Source organism: Agrobacterium sp. V1, assembly GCF_030518355.1.
Taxonomy (GTDB): domain Bacteria; phylum Pseudomonadota; class Alphaproteobacteria; order Rhizobiales; family Rhizobiaceae; genus Agrobacterium; species Agrobacterium cucumeris.
Window position 1 is genome coordinate 1113328 of record NZ_JAULSF010000002.1, and the last position, 19186, is coordinate 1132513.

Annotated in this window: 16 protein-coding genes and 1 pseudogene; 3 read left to right on the forward strand and 14 right to left on the reverse strand. The window is 60.2% G+C overall.

Going from position 1 to position 19186, the window contains the following annotated elements; genetic code table 11:
• Positions 1-52 precede the first annotated feature (52 nt).
• The 7 genes from QSV77_RS19055 to QSV77_RS19085 all read right to left on the reverse strand — a co-directional run bounded on the left by QSV77_RS19055 (position 53) and on the right by QSV77_RS19085 (position 7083).
• Positions 53-922, reverse strand: a complete 870-nt coding sequence (locus QSV77_RS19055) for a sugar phosphate isomerase/epimerase family protein (RefSeq protein WP_269700011.1) — start codon at positions 920-922, stop codon at positions 53-55.
• Positions 923-944: 22 nt separating this feature from the next.
• Complete coding sequence (locus QSV77_RS19060; RefSeq protein WP_302734680.1) at positions 945-1616, reverse strand: nucleoside triphosphate hydrolase; 672 nt, start codon at positions 1614-1616, stop codon at positions 945-947.
• A 29-nt stretch (positions 1617-1645) separates the two neighbouring features.
• Positions 1646-2494 carry a sugar phosphate isomerase/epimerase gene (locus tag QSV77_RS19065; RefSeq protein WP_302734681.1) on the reverse strand — a complete coding sequence of 283 codons (849 nt, stop codon included), beginning with the start codon at positions 2492-2494 and terminating at the stop codon, positions 1646-1648.
• 1 nt (position 2495) lies between these two features.
• Positions 2496-3491 carry an ABC transporter permease gene (locus tag QSV77_RS19070; protein WP_046801277.1) on the reverse strand — a complete coding sequence of 332 codons (996 nt, stop codon included), beginning with the start codon at positions 3489-3491 and terminating at the stop codon, positions 2496-2498.
• Entirely contained in the window at positions 3488-4504 is a 1017-nt protein-coding gene (locus QSV77_RS19075; protein WP_302734682.1) for an ABC transporter permease, read from the reverse strand. Before QSV77_RS19075 ends, QSV77_RS19070 begins: the two co-directional genes overlap by 4 nt.
• Positions 4497-5987 carry a sugar ABC transporter ATP-binding protein gene (locus QSV77_RS19080; RefSeq protein ID WP_302734683.1) on the reverse strand — a complete coding sequence of 497 codons (1491 nt, stop codon included), beginning with the start codon at positions 5985-5987 and terminating at the stop codon, positions 4497-4499. Before QSV77_RS19080 ends, QSV77_RS19075 begins: the two co-directional genes overlap by 8 nt.
• Before the next feature lie 118 nt (positions 5988-6105).
• Complete coding sequence (locus QSV77_RS19085) at positions 6106-7083, reverse strand: substrate-binding domain-containing protein (RefSeq protein WP_046801275.1); 978 nt, start codon at positions 7081-7083, stop codon at positions 6106-6108.
• Between the two features lie 237 nt (positions 7084-7320).
• Here QSV77_RS19085 and QSV77_RS19090 point away from each other — a divergent pair, with 237 nt between their 5' ends.
• The gene (locus QSV77_RS19090) at positions 7321-8400 is read left to right on the forward strand and encodes a LacI family DNA-binding transcriptional regulator (RefSeq protein WP_302734684.1); all 1080 of its coding nucleotides are present in this window, start codon (positions 7321-7323) and stop codon (positions 8398-8400) included.
• A 117-nt stretch (positions 8401-8517) separates the two neighbouring features.
• Positions 8518-8847 (forward strand): tetratricopeptide repeat protein, encoded by a 330-nt coding sequence (locus QSV77_RS19095; RefSeq protein WP_302734685.1) that lies wholly within the window; start codon positions 8518-8520, stop codon positions 8845-8847.
• Here QSV77_RS19095 and QSV77_RS19100 read toward each other — a convergent pair.
• The 4 genes and pseudogenes from QSV77_RS19100 to QSV77_RS19115 all read right to left on the reverse strand — a co-directional run bounded on the left by QSV77_RS19100 (position 8828) and on the right by QSV77_RS19115 (position 14354).
• Positions 8828-10414, reverse strand: a complete 1587-nt coding sequence (locus QSV77_RS19100; RefSeq protein ID WP_302734686.1) for an ABC-F family ATP-binding cassette domain-containing protein — start codon at positions 10412-10414, stop codon at positions 8828-8830. The genes QSV77_RS19095 and QSV77_RS19100 overlap by 20 nt on opposite strands.
• Before the next feature lie 180 nt (positions 10415-10594).
• A complete protein-coding gene (locus QSV77_RS19105; RefSeq protein ID WP_302734687.1) occupies positions 10595-12385 on the reverse strand; it encodes an ABC transporter ATP-binding protein in 1791 nt (596 codons plus the stop codon).
• A gap of 463 nt (positions 12386-12848) precedes the next feature.
• A pseudogene (locus tag QSV77_RS19110) lies at positions 12849-13757 on the reverse strand (Bug family tripartite tricarboxylate transporter substrate binding protein); the annotation flags it as partial.
• Positions 13758-14015: 258 nt separating this feature from the next.
• Positions 14016-14354 carry a hypothetical protein gene (locus tag QSV77_RS19115; protein ID WP_046801270.1) on the reverse strand — a complete coding sequence of 113 codons (339 nt, stop codon included), beginning with the start codon at positions 14352-14354 and terminating at the stop codon, positions 14016-14018.
• A gap of 185 nt (positions 14355-14539) precedes the next feature.
• On the opposite strand from QSV77_RS19115, the gene QSV77_RS19120 reads away from it, so the two are divergent.
• Entirely contained in the window at positions 14540-14740 is a 201-nt protein-coding gene (locus tag QSV77_RS19120; RefSeq protein ID WP_142842009.1) for a hypothetical protein, read from the forward strand.
• 6 nt (positions 14741-14746) lie between these two features.
• Here the strand turns inward: QSV77_RS19120 and QSV77_RS19125 are convergent, their stop codons facing one another.
• The 3 genes from QSV77_RS19125 to QSV77_RS19135 form a co-directional block, all read right to left on the reverse strand.
• Positions 14747-15808 (reverse strand): ABC transporter ATP-binding protein, encoded by a 1062-nt coding sequence (locus tag QSV77_RS19125; protein ID WP_065116804.1) that lies wholly within the window; start codon positions 15806-15808, stop codon positions 14747-14749.
• Entirely contained in the window at positions 15805-18036 is a 2232-nt protein-coding gene (locus tag QSV77_RS19130) for an iron ABC transporter permease (RefSeq protein ID WP_174033661.1), read from the reverse strand. Before QSV77_RS19130 ends, QSV77_RS19125 begins: the two co-directional genes overlap by 4 nt.
• A gap of 85 nt (positions 18037-18121) precedes the next feature.
• Entirely contained in the window at positions 18122-19147 is a 1026-nt protein-coding gene (locus QSV77_RS19135) for an ABC transporter substrate-binding protein (RefSeq protein WP_046801267.1), read from the reverse strand.
• Positions 19148-19186 lie beyond the last annotated feature (39 nt).

Below are 19186 nucleotides of genomic sequence, written 5' to 3' on the forward strand. Positions count from 1 at the left end.
AGACCAGGCGGCGCCATATGACGGCCGCATGGTCAGCGCCACGTACCGGACATCAGCCGCCGAGGACGAAACGGGAAAATGCCAGGGAGTTGCGGGCGTCCTCGTCCATTCTGGCGACATCAGCGCCGTTGCTCAGATCACGCCACACCTTGATATCAGAACCGATGGTGCCACCGGTCTTGACGAAGGGCTCCATGACGACGGCACCGGTGTAATTGATATCGCGAAGAGCGAGACCGATTTCCTGCCAGGGCATCCTGCCTTTGCCTGGAACACGGCGATTGCTCTCGCCGGTGTGGAAGTGACCCAGCAGCGGGCCGGCCGTGCGGATGGCTTCGCCGAAACTGTCTTCCTCGATGTTCATGTGGAAGGTATCCAGCATGACCTTCACATTGTTCTTCCCGACATCCTTGACGAAGGCGACGCCTTCGGCCGCCGTGTTGAGCACGTGGTTTTCAAAGCGGTTGAGGACTTCGATGCAAAGGTTGATGCCGAGATCATTGGCGAAATCGGCAATGCCGTGAATACCCTCGACTCCACGCGCGTAATCACCCGGCTTGTCGACCGGCTGCGAATAATCGATCGGCCAGTAGGAATGCAATGCGCCGCCGATGGTGCGGATGTCGAGCTTGGCGACATTGGTGAGCGTCCTCTCAAAAAAAGCCTTGCCCGCTGCGCGCACGGCCGCATTTTCCGACGACAGGTTCTTTGATTTCGACGGGCCGATGCCCGCAGTGAGGATGATGCCGTTATCCTTCGCGCTCTGCTTGATCGCGGCGAGTTCGGCGTCGCTGTATTCGTTGATATGGTGGGCGGCGACTTCGATGATATCGAAACCGAGTTTGGCGACCTTTTCGATATAGGGGCCGAACTTGGCGCTCCACTCATGTTCCCAGTAAGAATAATAGATGCCGTGTTTCATGGGGATTTCTTTCAGTTTTGTTTCAATTGGTTAGGATGTGCCCGCTTCCCGGATTGCCGATGCGAAGATCGGGTTCGGTGCTCGTCGAGATGATGAAACGGCCGTTCGGAAGATCGTTCTCCTCGACCTTCCGGTTGATCTCGTCCTCGGCAAGACCGAAGCCCAGCCAGCGGTTTCTGAGCCGCGCACGCAGATCGTCCTCGCCGACATCGACGAAAACCGTCAGATCGAAGATCGGCTTGAGGCGGTTCCACGGCGACTGGCCGGCGAGGAGATAATTGCCTTCACAGACGATGATATCGACGGATTGCGGGATTAACCGGCCGCCTGCGCGGGCAATTTCAATCGCCCGGTCAAAGACTGGAACGGCGATGACATCATCCTCATTGGCCTTGAGGCGCCCGAGCATGTGTCGCAACCCGTGGGCATCGAACGTATCGATGGCGCCCTTGAACGGTCGGCGGTTCATCTCTTCGAGCACGGCATCGTCATAGTGATAACCATCCATCGGAAAAAGCGCGGCTGGCTCGCCTCCGCCGGCGTTCAACACATCCACCACACCTTCGGCAATGGTCGATTTTCCCGATCCCGGGGCGCCGGCAATCGCGATCATCACGCGCCGGCCTTTTGCCTTTTCCAGACGCTGGAGGGCCAAGCCCGCAATCTCACGGGCATTATCGTCAATTGTGCTCAAGGTGTTCCTCGCCCCGATAATGATTGCGGTCAGAAAATCCGGTACTGGCTTGCCTTGTCGCGCAGGAAGGCCAGCCCCTTGTCGAGGACCTCGTCTGCGCCTGAAGCAACCGGCCGCCAGGTGGAAATCGCACCCGCCATCTCCTGCGGCATCGCGGCGAAACTCTCGAGCGTCAGCACGCCCTTGAAGCCAATGGCCGCGAGTGCGGCAAACACCGCGTCCCAGGCAACGTTGCCGAAGCCCGGCGTACCGCGGTCGCTTTCCGACATATGCATGTATTTCAGATGGTTACGGGCAGCGATGATGCCACTGGCGATGCCCTTCTCTTCCATGTTCATGTGGAAGGTATCGAGATGGACAAAGATATTGTCGGCACCGATACGCTCAACCAGCGCCACGGCCTGCTCGGCTGAGTTGACCAGATGGTTTTCGTAGCGGTTGACGGCCTCGATACCGAATTGCAGGCCAAGCGTCTTCGCGTGGCCGGCAGCCTGAGATAGTGCGCGTGTCAGATTGTCGTATTCAGCCTGTGTCGGCGGGAAACCCGTACGCTCGCTGGTGCCGCCATAGGTGACGCCCGTCAGCGCTTCCGCCCCCATTTCGGAGGCCTTGTCCAGCGCGGCCTTCAGATGCGCGACGGCTGCTTCCGGGCGGATGGAGGCCCAGGCAGGCTCCGGCAGAACCAGCGAGCAGACAGCCCGCAGACCGTATTTCTCCAGCAGGGCGCGGGTATGCGCCGTATCGACCGATGGGAGATCGACAAGCGGAATCTCGATGAAATCCTGCCCATAATCCGCAGCACCGGCAATGGCCCGCCTGGCGCTTTCATGATCCCAGTTGAGGGACCACATCATTGCGTGAACACCGAAGCCTTGCACGTCATACCTTCTTTCTGAGAGATGCGAAGTAACCTGAAAACAGGCCGCGCGCCGCCATGACGACAATCATCAGCACACCCCACAGCGCCGTTGCCAGATGCTGGTTGGCGCCGAGAAGGTTGAGCCCGGACGACAGGAGCTGCAGCACGATCAGGGCGACGAAGACGGGCAGCACACGGCCAAAGCCGCCGAATGGATTGATGCCGCCGAGGAACGCCGCCAGCACCGTGATCAACAGGTAGGATTCACCGTGTCCCACACGCACCGAGTTGAAACGGGCAAGCATGATGATGCCGGCGACGGCACACATGAGACCCGAGAGCGTGTAGACGAGCACCTGGATCTTGCGGGTATTGAGACCGGAATAACGCGCCGCCTCGATATTGGAGCCGATCATCAGCAGACCGAAACCGAGCTTCGTGCGGGTCAGCAGCACGTGCCACAGCCCGACGCAGGCGATGAAGATCAGCAGCGGGATGGGCAGCCCGAAAAGCGTGCCGTGACCAAGCGGCGCCATATAGGCCGGAAAACCGGAAACATCACCGCCACGCGTCAGGAACTCCCCGAGCCCGCGCAGGAAAATCATCATCGACAGGGTGACGAGGATCGGATGCGCGCGGGTATAGGCAATCGCCGCGCCGGTCATGGCGCCGGCAGCACCACCGGTGGCAAGGGCGGCGAGGCAGGCGAGCAGGAAGGCGCTCGGCGGTGCGTCCACGCCGCCATGGGCCTGCAGCACCCATGCTGCCGCAAGCCCCGACAGATTGGCGGCGAAGGTGACGGAAAGATTGATCCCGCCGGTCAGCAGCGGCAGCAGCATCGCCAGTGTCAAAAGACCGAGTTCGGGCAGCTGGAAGGCGACCGAACCGAATGTGGCGAGCGACAGGAAATTATCCGCCAGCGTCCCGAAGATGAGCATGACCGCGACAAAGGCAATCACCGGCCCGGCCATGTCAGCACCGAAAATCGCGTTGAATTTCCGAACGAAGCTGCTCATCGCTGCGCACGCCCCTTTTTAGCGGAGGTCCGCAAAGCTGCCGGCAGCAGCTTGTCGAACCGGGTGGAGGAAAGCGTGATTGCGATGAGAATGATGGCGCCGACGATCATCTTGAATGCAAAGGGAGACACGCCCATCAGGTTGAGGCCGTTCTGGGTGATGGACACCATCAACACACCAAGCACGCAGCCGATGACCGAACCCTTGCCGCCGCCAAGCCGCGCGCCGCCAAGCACGGTGGCAGCAAGAACATCCAGCTCGCGGCCATAAAGCGCGTTGGGCACGACCTCCTGCGCGTAATGCGCCTGCATGAGCCCGGCAATGCCCGCCATCAGGCCGAGCCAGCCGAAGGAAATATAATGCATGGCGCCAATATTGATGCCAAAGCGGCGTGCGCCTTCCGGATTGTCACCGAAAGCATAAAGTTTGCGGCCGACGGTGGTGCGAGAAATCATGAACCAGGTGGCGAAGCAGCAGAGGATCATGACCACGACCGGCAATGTCAGCTCGACCCAGGAACCATCCGGCATCTCGCGCTCATAAAACACCACGCGGGTCGAAAGCCATTCCGGCAGATCGTAGATCGACACGCCCTTGGTGAAGAACATCAGCAGGCCGAAGAAGATGTTGAAGGTGGAAATGGTCGCAACGATGGAAATGATATTGAGCCGCCAGACCAGAAAGGCGTTGACGAAGCCGAGACCAAGGCCGACGGCGCCGGCAATGATGAAACCCTCCGCCCAGTTGCCGCCGCCGAGCGCATTGAGCGCCAGCACCGTGACATATTGCACGACGGAAGCGGCAACCGCGAAGGAGATGTCGATACCGCCCGAAATCAGCACGACAAGCAGGCCGACCGCAAAAATGATGTTGACCGCCGAGACATTCAGCACGTCGAAGGCGTTGGAGATGGTGAGGAAACGGTCGGTTGCAAGGGACAGGCCCGTGCAGAGCAGCACCATGACCACAAGCAGCGTGAATTCGGTCGTATGTCCGAGGATGAGCCTACGCATAGATGGCGGACTCCAGTTCGGTAAGCGACACATGTCGCGGATCATGGGTGGCGTGGAACCGGCCTTCGACCATGTGAATGATCCTGTCTGTGTTGAAATAGACTTCCGGCGGTTCATCTGAGATGACGATGATCGACAGACCTTCGGCTGCGAGCTTGCGGACGATTTCGAAGATGCCGGCACGCGCGCCGACATCGACACCCACGGTCGGCGCATCCAGAATGAGGATTTTCGGCCCGATCGCCAGCCACTTGGCAATGGCGACACGCTGCTGGTTTCCGCCCGAAAGCGTACGGATCGGGTCTTCCGGCAGGCCGATCTTGACACCGAGCGCTGAAATCCAGCGGGAAACCACATCCGCCTTTTTCGATGGCGAGATAAGGCCGCCCGTCAGCAAACGGTCAAGCGAGGCCATGACGAGATTATCGGCAATCGACTGGGGCTGATTGAGACCAAGCGCCAGCCGGTCTTCGGAAAGATAGGCAACGCCGGCCCGGATCGCATCCCGGTTGGAGTGGAAATTCACCTTCTTCCCGTCGATCAGGATTTCACCCGATTGCGGCCGATGCATGCCGAAAAGGGTCAAGGCCAGTTCGGTGCGTCCGGCTCCCAGCAGGCCGGTAATCCCCAGCGTTTCGCCCTGCCGCAGATCGAAAGACACATCTTCAAACTCACCGACCCGGCTGAGCCCGCGGACGGACAGAACGACCGGCTTGTCATCGTGATCGGCAGCGATGACGGCGCTGTCGAAGTTGCGGCCGGTCATCAGTTCGGTCACGCGTGACTGGGTCATGCCTTCAACCGGGAAGACTCCGACAAGCGACCCATCGCGCAGCACGGTGATGCGGTCCGAAATCTCAAGCACTTCCGCCAGCCGGTGCGAGACGAACACAACCGCAACGCCGGAGGCGGAGAGGTTGCGGACGATGTCGATCAGGTAGTCCGTTTCCGATTGCGTCAGCGACGCGGTGGGCTCGTCCATGAAAACGAGGCGCGCTTCCCCGACCAGTGCACGGGCAATCGCCACGATCTGACGCTGGGCGATGGGCAGTTCCTTGAGCGGCTTGTCGAGATCGATCTCGACGCCGAGCCGGGCCAAAGCCTTCTCGGCCGCTTTTGCGATCGCGCCTTTGTCGACCAGCCCGTATCTGCCGTTCACCGCGTACTGAAAGCCGATATTTTCCGCCACCGACATTTCATCAAACAGCGCCAGATCCTGCCAGATCACCTGAATGCCAAGCGCTTGCGCAAGTGTCGGGGTCATTGCGGCTATCGGCTTGCCGTCGAAATACAGTTCAGCATCATTTTCGGGTGTATAAACGCCTGTTATGACCTTGATCAGCGTGCTTTTGCCACAGCCGTTTTCACCGGCCAGGCAATGCACTTCACCGGGATTGACCTCGAAAGAAACGCCTTTCAGGGCGCGCACGCCGCCAAAGGTGACTTTGACATTCTTGAGGGACAGGAGCGGTTCTGCGCTCATGATAGCGTATCTCTCCTTTCGCCGCGAAAGCATCGCAGACGTGGCGCTCGGCATGTTTCTTGGGATGGGCGTCGCGCGAGCTTTTCGTCTCGCGCGACGCCTGCGGCTCCGGGGAGGATCAGAGGCCCATGGAAACGAGCTTGTCGATGCTTTCCTTGTCGATCTTCAAAAGCTGATCGACGACGATGGTGTTACCCTCGGGATTGATGGTGCCGAGACCTTCGATATTGTCGCCGGCCTTGGGCGTTTCGCCCTTGGCGATACGGTCGGCGAGCGTGATGAAGACCTCACCGGCCTGTTTCGGGTTCCACATGAATCCGCCTGTCAACGCGCCCGATTTGATCAGCTTAGCGCCCTGCCCCGGCGAAAACGGGCCGATGACGAAGACCTTGCCATCCTTGCGCCGCTCTTCGACGGCACGCCCGGCACCGATCGGTCCCTGCGAACCAAAGGCAAGGAAACCGCTCAGGTCGGCATTGGCGGACATCAGGTCAAGCGCCGTCGACCGGCTCTTGTCGAGATCTTCGGCGACGCCGTAGCGATCGCCGACGAGCTTCATGTCCGGATAATTGGCCTTGATATAGGCGATGGCGGCATCGGCCCAGGCATTGTGAAGCGGCACGGTGAGCGAACCGACGAAGACGGCATAAGAACCCTTGCCGCCCATCTTTTCCGCCAGAAGCTTGCCATGCGCTTCACCAAAACCCTTGGCGGAAGCCAGTTCGAAATCCCAGTCGGCGCCGAGCTGCTTGGGCGATTCATGGGTGATGACCTTGATGCCGGCGGCCTGGGCCTTCTTCAGCACCGGTTCCAGCACCTTCGCATCATTCGGCACGACACCGATGAAATCGACCTTCTGGGCGATCAGGTCTTCGATGGCACGGACCTGCAGCGCCGGGTCGGCGCTGGTCGGGCCAACCATGAAACCGTCAACGCCGAGCTTCTTGCTCTGCTCCTTGATGCCGGCCTCCATGGCGTTGAACCACGGAATACCGCCGATCTTGACGACGACGCCAACCTTCGGCCCTTCGGCGAAGGCCGCGGATGAGAGCAGCGCAAGCGACAGGCCGAGCGCCGCAGCAATAATTTTCTTCATGATGTTCCTCCTCAAAAAATCGGCAAACGAAATCCGCCGCAGCCAGTTTTTCCCTGCCGCGCTTCAAATCTCTCATCTCGCATATTCGAGACTCTCCCTTGCCACTCCCATAGCAACCATCCTGCACAATCGATATTGCCAAACTGCACAATCGATGGTGCAATAACCATATCATGAAGCTCCCTTCCGTCAAGGGGATGCGTGCTCTAATAATCGGAATCAGTTGGGGAGATCGAAGTGACAGGCATAAGTTCCAAGAAAGCCACCATTTATGACTTGTCGCTATTGTCTGGCGCATCCGCCTCGACAGTGAGCGCAGTGTTGAACGGATCGTGGCGCAAGCGGCGGATTTCGGAGGAAACCGCAGACAAGATTCTCTCGCTCGCCAAGGCACAGCGCTACACCACCAATCTGCAGGCCCGTGGCCTCAGGAGCTCAAAATCCGGTCTCGTCGGGCTTCTGGTGCCGGTTTATGACAACCGGTTCTTTTCATCCATGGCGCAGACCTTCGAGGGGCAGGCACGCAAACGCGGCCTGTCGCCGATGGTGGTTTCCGGGCGGCGCGACCCCGAGGAGGAACGTCGCACCGTCGAGACACTGATCGCCTATTCGATTGATGCCCTGTTCATTGCTGGCGTCACCGATCCCGATGGCGTTCACCAGGTCTGCGCCCGCGCAGCCCTTCCCCACGTCAATATCGACCTGCCCGGCAAATTTGCGTCGTCCGTCATTTCCAACAACCGGCACGGCGCGGAAATCCTGACATCGGCAATCCTTGCCCATGCGGCAAAGGGTGGGTCGCTCGGTCCTGACGACGTCATCCTGTTCGGTGGTCATGACGACCACGCCAGCCGCGAGCGAATTGACGGCTTTCATGCCGCGAAAGCCGATTATTTCGGCGTGCAGAGTGGTGACGATATCGAGATCACCGGCTATTCGCCGCACATGACAGAACTGGCCTTCGAACGCTTCTTCGAGCGCAGGGGCCGCCTTCCCCGCTGTTTCTTCGTCAATTCATCGATCAACTTCGAAGGGTTGCTTCGTTTCATGGGGCGTCATGACGGGGAAGCGTTTGGCGACATCGTCGTCGGCTGTTTTGACTACGACCCCTTCGCGTCATTTCTTCCCTTTCCCGTTTACATGATCAAACCCGATATTGCGCAAATGCTCGAAAAAGGGTTCGAACTACTGGAAGAGAACCGCGCAGAGCCCGAAGTCACCATTATCGAACCGCAGCTCATTCCCCCACGCACCGCCCTTGAAGGGCCGCTTGATGATATCTGGGATCCGGTCGCGGTACGCCGCATATCAAGATGAAACACTCCGCTCCATCAGCGGAGGTTTCCTCCGGGGAAGTGCCAATCTCCGCTTGACCTCAACCGCGCTTGACGTCGTATCGATTTGCATGAAGCCCACCATTGCAATGGAATGACGATGATCGAGAAACTCCTGAAGATGCTGGAAGACGGTAAAGATGCTCCGCTCCTGCGCTTTTCACTGGCGAAGGCCCTGATGGCCGCGCGGCAATTCGACGATGCGGCGCAACATCTGCGCGAGGCGGTTCACCAGGACCCCGACTACTCGGCCGCCTGGGCGGCACTTGGCGAATGCCTTATGCATCTCGGAGACGACGAGGGTGCCGTTGCCGCGTGGGTTGAGGGGAGCGCGGTCGCCATGAGAAAAGGAGACATCCAGGCGAAACGGCAGATGGACGTCCGGCTTCGACGTGCGCAATCACGGCGCCTCACGGCCGCCCAAGGGTAAGCCGTCGGTCGATGCCAATCTTGCCGAGAAACGCTTCATCATGGCTGACAACCAGGAGCGCGCCGTCATAGGCCCGCAGGCCGGCCTCGACGGCCGCAATGGAATCGATATCCAGATGGTTCGTCGGTTCATCGAGGATCAGCAGTTGCGGCGGCTGCGGACCACAAAGAACGCAGGCGAGACCTGCGCGCAGCATCTGGCCACCCGAAAGTGTTCCGACGATCTGCAAGGCGGCATCGGCACGAAACATGAAGCGGGCAAGCGCTGACCTGCAGGCGTTCTCCCCGGCCTGCGGGTTGAGGTGAAGGAAATTGTCGCGGATCGACAGCTTCGGATCCAGCAGGCTGACCTGCTGGTCCAGAAAGACGGACGTCACACCGAGGTGGGCCGTCCCTGACAATGGCTGCAGTTCATTCCTGATCACGGAAAGCAGCGTCGTTTTTCCCGAGCCGTTCGGGCCTGTCACGGCCACGCGCTGCGGGCCGGTGATTTCGAAGGACAGATCGGCGAATACGGGCTGTTTTCCCGAATAGCCCGCGGTCAGGTTTTGCAGGCTCAGCACGGTCCTGGTCTTGTGCAACCCGCTGGGTGGCAGGGTGACAGTAAGGTCCTGAAGGATTTCGATCCGCTGGCGCGCCGTCTGCAAATCCTCGGTCGCTTCGGCTTTCAGGCGACTGGCGAGATTGGCATTGTCGCCGCTGGTTTTCTCGGCTCGCCTCTTCATGCCGCCGGCGGCAATGCGGGGCATATCCCCCTTTGCCGCTTTGGCGGCGCCCTTTGCGTCGCGCCTTGCCTTGCGTTCCAGTGCTTCCTGCGACCGACGTTTTACCTCGGCAAGGCGCTTCTCGGCGCTGGCGAGATCCTGTTCGGCGGCGGCGAGTTCCTGTGCCTTTTGCGCGCGGTAATGGCTCCAGTTGCCGCCATAACGGGTTGCGCCCAGCGTCGTCATTTCGACGATCGCATCAAATGTATCAAGAAGTTCCCGATCATGGCTGACGACAATCGCTCCGCCACGCCAACCCGCCAGAAAATCGGCGACGAACAGACGACCGTCACGGTCGAGATTGTTGGTCGGTTCGTCGAGGATAAGGAAGTCCGGGGCGGCATGGATTTGGGCCGCAAGTGCCGCCCGTGTGCGCTGCCCGCCGGACAGTGCCGAAAGCAGCGTTGACGGCGAAGCGTCCAACCCGACCGCAGCCAGCGCATCGGCAATTTTTTCCTCTAGCATCCAGTCGACGTCGCCAAGCTCTTCGAGTGTGGCCAGCCCCGCCTGGGCGCGGGAAAGAACCTTGAGCGGGTCACGCGCATTGAAAAGATCGGCGACGGTCTCCCCGGGCATGACCTGCACGATTTGCCTGAGAACGCCGATCCTGCCGGAGACGGAGACCGTGCCGGCGGACGGTGACAATTCCCCGGCAATCAGCTTCAGAAGCGTCGTCTTGCCGACGCCGTTGCGCCCGACGAGGCCAGCCCGTTCGAGACCGAAGCGAAGATTGATGTTGGAAAAGAGCGGATGACCGTCAGGCGTGGACCATGAGAGGTCTGAAAGGGTGATGGAACAAGGCATGGATATGGTTTCCCCTGATGACAAGGCGTTGCGGCTTTGTGATCGGGTTGAAATCCATGGTTCACCATCCTGTTGGTATTGCGGAGAGAACGCCACTAACCGAAAAAAGCGGCGCGTTCGTGGCACTGGTTTGAAGTTGCGGATGAAACGCCGGAGGATGAACTCCGGCGTCTCGTTGTTTCAGGCCACCAGGCCCTTGGTCAGTTCCAGCGCCTGCCGCTCGAACAGCCGGCGGTAGATGCCGTCATTGAGGCGGATAAGCGCCTGATGGTCGCCTTCTTCGACAATCTTGCCCCTGTCGAACACCAGCAGCCGGTCCAGCGCCCTGACGGTGGAGAGCCGGTGCGCGATGACCAGCGTCGTGCGGCCAACCATCAGCCGTTCCATGGCCTGCTGGATCTGCACTTCGCTTTCGCTGTCGAGGCTCGAGGTCGCCTCGTCAAGGATCAGCACTGGCGCATCAGCAAGGAATGCACGGGCAATGGCGACGCGCTGGCGTTCCCCGCCCGAGAGCTTGACGCCACGTTCGCCGACCATGGTTTCATATCCTTTTGGAAGGGACATGATGAACTCATGGGCACTGGCCTGTTTTGCCGCCTGCTCGATTTCACGCCGCGAGGCACCCGGACGGCCATAGGCGATGTTTTCCGCCAGCGTGCGGTGGAACAGGATGGGTTCCTGCTGCACGATGGCGATCTGGCCGCGCAGGCTCGATTGCGTCACACCGGCGATATTCTGCCCGTCGATGCGGATTGCGCCCGACCTGATGTCGTAAAGGCGCTGGATGAGCTTGACGAAGGTCGTCTTGCCCGAGCCGGAATGGCCGACCAGCCCCACACGTTCGCCCGGCTTGATGGTGACCGAGAAGTCATCATAAAGCGGGGTGGGATGCGCGCCATATTGGAACGTGACGTGATCGAAGAAGATCTCGCCCTTGCCGATATCAAGCCGCGCGGCATCCGGCCTGTCTTCGACGCCAAGCGGCATCTTGTCCAGCAGCACCAACTCTTCCATGTCGTTGACGGCGCGTTGCAGGTTGCGGATATCCTGCCCCACATCACGCAGGTAACCCTGCAGCACGAAGAACATGGCAAGCACGAAGGTGATATCACCCGGCGTCGCCAGCCCCTGTCGCCACATGATGAGACCGGTGCCGAGAATGCCGGCCTGCATGGACACCATCATGAAGCTCTGAATGGTGCCGTTCAGCGTGCCGCGCCGCCATGTTCTGCGCGTGCGGTTATCCCATTTCACCAGCACGTGGCCCAGCCGCGTTTCCTCACGCGTTTCAGCGCCAAAGGCCTTGACGACCGAGTTGCAGCTGATGGCATCCGCCAGTGCCCCGCCAAGCCTTGTATCCCAGGCATTGGCAAGCCGTGCCGCAGGCGACACATAACCCATGGAAAGCGCCACGGTGACACCGACATAGATCAGCGAGCCAAGACCAACGATGAGGCCCATGACCGGCCAGTAGCTGCCGAGCACGATGGTGGCGCCGACCAGCATCACGAGGGATGGCAGAAGGGCGATGAGCAGCAGGTCGTTCAGCGAATCCAGCGCCCACATGCCGCGCGTAATCTTGCGCACCGTGGAGCCGGCAAAGCTGTTGGCATGCCAGTCCGTGGAGAACCGCTGCACCTTGTGGAAGCCGTTATTGGTGACGTCAGCCATGGTTTTCAGCGTGAGCCTGATGATGCCGTTAAAGATGAACCAGCGCAGCACCACGCTGGTGAGACCAAGCGACACTACGATGACAAAGGCGTGCAGCGCCTTGTCCGCCCCGTTGCCGCCGGCGATGGCATCAACGATCTGGCCGGAAAAAACCGGCACCATGACTTCGGCCAGCGTGCTGGCAATGACCAGCACGATGATGAAACCCACCAGTGCCGGCCGGTGGCTCCAGTGGTGAAAAACAAAGCCGAGCACATGACGATAGGCATCGGCGCGGAAATCGAGCTTCTTGCGAGACATTTTAACCAGCACGGCGCCAGAAAATCGGCAACCGGTCCTCAAAACGGAAGTTGGATGGCACAGCCCGGACGGGAGACGAAATGATCCCGTCAGATCAATCGGGCTATGAAGGAAAATAAACCGCATGTCGGGCGCGCGCAGGGCGGGCCGCGAATGGATATGACCTAGTGTCGGGTCATTCCCTGCGGGAGGATTTCGGTGAATGCTGGTGTCATGCAACGCCTCCCTTTGTTTGATCTGACGCGGTGATACGTTTTGTAGCTGAGTGATTTGAGCTTGCCAAGCCGGTTTTTGCAACCTTGTGGCAAGTGATGCGTAAACGACACATTGGCCGATGCGACAGGCCCGTTCCTCCTCGGGCAATAACGGCTTCGTCCACGGGTCTTATAGCTGGCATGTCATGCTGCGCACCCCAGGAGGGGGCGCGCAACGTGATATCAACGGATCGGGATCCCGTTCCCGATCAATCCATCTGCACATTGGCGTTCTTGACGACCGGTTCCCACTTGGCGATTTCGGCCGCAACGTGGGTCTTCAGCTCATCGGGTGACGACGCGACGATCTTGGCACTGAACTCCGCCATGCGCGCGGCCACGTTCGGATCGGCAAGCGCTTTCTTGGCGGCGGCATTCAGCTTGTCGATCGCTTCGGCCGGTGTGCCTGCCGGCGCAAAGAGCGCATTCCAGGTATAGGTTTCATAACCCGGCACGGTCTCGGCAATGGTCGGCAGGTCCGGGAAAGATGAGGCGCGCTCGGCCGTGGTTACACCAAGTGCCCGCAACGTGCCGGACTTGATGTGGCCTGACGACGACGGCAGATTGTCGAACATGATCGAAATCTGGTTGCCAAGAAGATCATTGAGCGCAGGACCAGCCCCCTTATAGGGAACATGCTGCATGCTGACACCAGCCATGCTCTTGAACAGTTCGCCCGAGAGATGCAGCGGCGTGCCATTGCCGGAAGAGGCATAGGCATATTTGTCCGGCTCGGCCTTGAGAAGCGCAATCAGTTCCGCAACGCTGTTGACGTTGAGCTTCGGATTGACGACCAGCACATTCGGCACCACCACCAGCAAGGAAACCGGGGCGAAATCCTTTTCCGGATCGTAAGGCTTTGTTTTGAGAATAAGCGGGTTGAGCGCATGGGTCGCAACCGTGCCCATCAGGATCGTATAGCCGTCTGGCTCGGCCCGGGCGACACGGTCGGCACCGAGATTGCCACCGGCACCGGCAACGTTTTCAACGACGATCTGATGGCCAAGCTCATCGCCCATCTTCTGCGCGATGACGCGCGCCACCACATCGGTGGAGCCGCCCGCCGCGAAAGGCACGACCAGTGTAATGGTCCGATCGGGAAAACCCTCGGCGCTCGCCGTCATTCCCAGCATGCAAAAAGAAGCTGCCGTGGCGGCAAGCTTCAACACCATACGCCGTTTCGAAAACCGGTAATTCATGAACCCTCCTTCAACATGGCCTCCCCGCCATGCCGGCATAGTAGCTCAAATGCCCTTGAGAGCAAGCCGTGGGCCGCCGCTGCCGGAAAACCGGCGCCAGGAGGATATCAGACACACGGGCCTGAAGCCGCGCCCCAACGGGAAAGGCCCTCCCGGTTAAGGAAGGGCCTTATCTTGTTACCAGCGATAATAATCGCGACGGTCACGCCATTCACGGTGTTCCCGCCAGTCGCGGCGGTCTCGCCGTTCCCGCCATTCTCTGCGGGCCTGACGTTCGCGCCATTCGCGGCGACCTTCCCAGCGGTCGCGCCTGTCCCAGCCACGCTCGTAACGCGGCGGACCATTCGGACGGCAATATCCGCGCGGCGACAGATGAAAGCCGCGTCCGCAGGCATAGTCGACGGTCTGAACATTGGATGTCGCGGGTGCCGATGGCTGACCCACCGGCATGGCGTTCGCGCCGGTGCCGAACAGGGCGCTGAGAATCATTCCTGCGCCAAAAATCATCTTACGCATGTCATCTCCCTCCTTATGGGATGGGGGGATTTAGCGCTCCGGCGGGTGAACTGCGGCTGAATGAATCTGGGTGTTTTCGTGGCAGGAAATCGCACTTCATGGCGAGGATGAGGCCACGCAGCCTGACGCATGGTTGCGGCCGCGTGGTTTTGGCCCTAGGTCTCAAGGCGACGGGGAGACAGCGATTGGACATCAATCAGGACGAAAAGCACGATCCGAAGCCAGCGGGCAGACGCCCGATCTGGCCATGGCTGCTGCTGGGGCTTTTCACGCTGCTCGGCATTCACCTCTATATGGAGGTGAATGCCGCGATCGACGATCTCGCCCGCACCTGGAGCGACCTCGTGCAGCTATTCTGGTGGATCGTGCCCGATCCGCAGGACTGACGCCCGTCAGGACTGGATCAGCGCAATGCCGCGGTTCTTAAATCCGAGGGTGACATCGCTTTGCGGCGGCAGGCTGGTCTCGACCGCATGGTCGACGATGAAGAGCGTGCCGATATCGGTCTCGACTTCATATTCGACATGACCACCGAGATAAGCGCTGTGCAGCACCCGGCCGGCAACCCCTTGCCCGCCCGGCTGGCCGATGGCAATCGAACCCGGACGCACGGCAAGCTTGGCCGGACCGGGCCGGGCATTGCGCGCCGAAACGCGATGATCGATACCGCCGACGCGAATCAGTGCATCGGGCCCCTCAATGCTGATCACCTCGCAGCCGACGACATTCGCCTCGCCCATGAAGTCGGCGATGAAGGCAGAGGCCGGGGCCTCGTAAAGATCGCGCGGCGCACCCGACTGGGCGATCTCGCCATCCTTCATCACGATGATCCGGTCGGAAACCGCCAGCGCCTCATCCTGATCATGCGTCACATAAACGGCGGTAAAACCGAGCCGCTGCTGCAATTCGCGAATTTCAGTGCGCACCCGGCGGCGAAGGCGGGCATCGAGGTTGGAGAGCGGCTCGTCCAGCAGCAGCACCTGCGGTTCCAGCACCAAAGCGCGGGCGACCGCCACGCGCTGCTGCTGGCCGCCGGAAAGTTCGGCGGGCAGGCGGTGGCCCATGCCGGCGAGGCCCACGAGCTTCAGCCCCTCTTCCGCTTTCTCCCGCGCTTCCGCCTTGCGCAATCCCGAGGATTGCAAGCCGTAGGCGACATTATCGAGCGCCGTCATGTGGGGGAAAAGCGCATAGGACTGGAAGACCATCGAGACATCGCGCTCATTGGCAGGCAGCATGGTCACATCCTTGTCGCCGATGAGGATGCGGCCGCTGGTCGGATGTTCGAGACCCGCCAGCATGCGCAGCGTCGTCGTCTTGCCGCAACCGGAGGGGCCAAGCAGGGTTACCAGCGTGCCGGGCTCGATGGTGAGTGACAGGTCGGGAATGGCGGTGAAGGCGCCGAAGGTCTTGCGGACATTCTGAAAGGTGACGGAGCCGGGTTTTACGGAAATCATGCGGTTTTCTCCTGGGCAAGAGGAACGGAGGAAGCGGATGGCAGGCCGGCGACGCGGTTTTCGCGCCGCAGGCGTCGCTCACCAACAATGAGCTGGAAGCCGGTAATGACGGTGATCATCACCACGATCAGCATCGAGGAATAGGCGATCGCCACACCATATTCGCCGTTTTCGACAAGGCCGACGATGTAGGACGTCGCCATGTTGTACTGGGCGCTGACAAGGAAGATGACGGCGCTGATGGAGGTGATGGCGCGCACGAAGGAATAGACCAGTGCGGCCGTGATCGCGGGCCTCAAGAGCGGCAGGATGACCTTGCGGATGGTGCGGAAACTATTGGCCCGCAGCGTCAGCGAGGCCTCGTCAAGGCTCTTGTCGAGCTGGCTCATCGCCGCGATGCCGCCGCGCACGCCGACCGGCATGTTGCGGAAGACGAAGCAGGCGATGAGGATGAGTGCCGAACCGGTCATTTCCACCGGCGGCAGGTTGAAGGCCATGATGTAGCTGACGCCAATAACCGTGCCGGGAATGGCAAAGCTCATCATCAGCGCAAATTCGAAGAGGTTCCGCCCGGCAAATTTCTGCCGCACGATGATGTAGGCGGTCAGCAGGCCAACGGCAGCGGTGAGCGGCGCCGAAACCAGCGCGATCTCCATCGTCGTCCAGAACGAATTCCAGGCAACGCCCGTCCAGGCGATCGAGCCGTTCGAGAAGCTGACGGAAAAGGCGCGGATGTAGTGATCGAAGGTCAGGGAATTATCGAGACCCCAGGTCTTCACGAAACCGCCTACAAGGATCATGCCATAAACGACGATGGTGAAGACCATCCACGGCACGACGATGGCGTGAACACCAATGGACAGGCCGCGTGGCAGGGCAATATGCGCGCCGCTGTCGCCCTTGCCCGTCACCGTGGCGAAATTCTTGCCTGCCAGCCAGAAACGCTGGGCAAGGAAGGCCGAAAGCGTGAAGCACAGGAGGATGATCGCCAGAACCGCGGCGCGGGAGGGATCATTTTGGGAGCCGACGACGGCAAAGAAGATTTCCGTCGACAGCACGCCATGGGTGCCGCCAAGCACCAGCGGATTGCCGAAATCCGCCATGCTCTCGATGAAGCCGATCAGGAAGGCATTGGCGAGACCGGGCTTCATCAGCGGCAACGACACCCGCCAGAAGGTGCGCCAGCGGTCGGCACGCAACGTCTGCGAGGCTTCTTCCATCGACGGGCTGACGCCTTCGACCACGCCGATCAGCACCAGAAACGAGATGGGCGTGAAGGAAAGAACCTGCGCGATCCAGATACCGGTCATGCCATAAAGCCAGCGACCGGGTTCGATGCCGAAGAGATAGGAAAGCCATTCGGTGACGACGCCAGCGCGGCCGAACAGCAGCGTCAGCGCAAGGCCGATGACAAAAGGCGGCGTGATGATCGGCAGAACGGTGAGAAGCCGCAGGCCTTTCTTGAAGGGAAAGCGCGTACGGGTGGCGATCAGCGCAAAGCCAAGCCCGAGCACGGTCGAGCCGAAGGCGGTCATCAGGGCGAGAAACAATGTGCGCCAGGCAACGCCGCAACGCTCTTCACCCGTGACGCAGCCAAGGCTCCAGATGCCGGGATCCTTGATATTGCGGATAAAGCCATCGGCATTGAAGGAGCCGTCGAAATCCTGAACGGAGGCGATCAGCATGCTGCCGATCGGATAAAAGACAAAAACCGCAACGAGGAAGACCAGAACGGAAATGGCGCCGACGACAAAAGCGTCGCCTTTCATGACGCCACGTTCGGCAAGTCCGAAGGCAAAAAGAAGCACGAAGACGAACGACATGACGACGGCACCCGCCCCCATGGACGCCTGACCATCGGCAAGCATGCCGAAGAGGTTTTCACTCACCGTCCAGGTCCAGCCGGTAAAGCCGATCGCCAGCCCCTGCAAGGCAAGGAAAACCAGACCGGCAGCACCGATAAAGGCAAGCAACCCGCCCCGGCGCATCGGATCACGCATCGGCCGGACAAGGCATGCGGCGAGGAAGAAAAGAACGATGCCGACAAGCCATGGTTTTCCATAGGACAGTATCTGCAGCACGCCCGGCGCATTGCTGGCGGTGGAAAAAAATCCGGACAGCCAGCGGAAGCTGAAAAAGCCGCCTTCGATGCGATACCAGGGGAGAAGAATGAGGGCAAAAGCCCCGAGCGCCAGGACGATGTCCAGCCTGCGATTGCCACGTGTCATGGCCGACCTCGCTTATTTCATGCCGATGAAAGAGTGGCGGACACCCCGGCTTTAAAAGCCGGGATGCCTGTCGCCGAAGTTAAGATCAGTTGGCGACCGCACCAACCTCACGGTCCCAGCGTTCCAGAAGCGCCTTGCGCTTGGCCGGGTCGCCATAGGTCTTGAAGTCGTAGTCGATGAGCTTGATGTCCTCGAACTTCGGCGCTTCCTTCGGCACTTCCGCCGTCTTGTTGGAGGGAAGCTGGAAGGACTTGGCGTCCTTCATGCGCGACTGCACTTCCGGCTTCAGCGCCCAGTCGTACCAGGTCTTGGCATTGTCGAGGTTGCGGGCACCCTTGATGATCGACATGGAGCCGATTTCGTAACCCGTGCCTTCGCAAGGCGCGATCGACTTGACGGGGAAGCCTTCCGCCGTCTGCGCCACCGCATCATGCATGAAGACGATGCCGAGCGCCGTCTCGCCACGCGCCGCCGCCTTGACCGGTGCGGAACCCGACTTGGTATATTGCGAGATATTGACGTTGAGCTTCTTCAGATAGTCGATCGCCTGATCTTCGCCCATGATCTGTGCGAGCGAGGCAAGCGCGGTATAGGCGGTGCCCGAAGAGTTCGGATTGGCGATCTGGATTTCGCCCTTCAGTTCCGGCGCCAGCAGGTCGGCCCAGCACTTCGGCTCCTTGTAACCCTTCGACTTGAAGATTTCGGTGTTGTAGCCCCAGCCCAACGCACCGGCATAAACGCCGACAGTCCTGTAACCGGTGCTTTCGGCCTGTTTCACGGCCCAGTCCTGCAACTGGTCGAGCATCGGCGATTTGTATTCCAGCGTCAGGTTTTCCGAGGCCGCCTGCATATGCGGATCGCCGGTACCGGCCCACCAGATATCGGTCTTCGGGTTGCGGGCCTCCGCACGCACCTTGGCATAGGTCTCGCCAGAAGACAGGCGCACCATATTGACCTTGATGTCGTGCGACTTTTCAAAATCGCCCTTCATCTGTTCGCAGATCACGACATCGGCCGAGCAGATGAGGTTCAGTTCGCCCGCCGCCTGCGCGGAAACGGCGCTCAGTGCCGTGCCGGCAAAAAGCAGGGTGGAAAGTATCGTCAGTCGCATGGTTATCCTCCTGTAGCTTGCGTCTGAATTCCTGGGCAC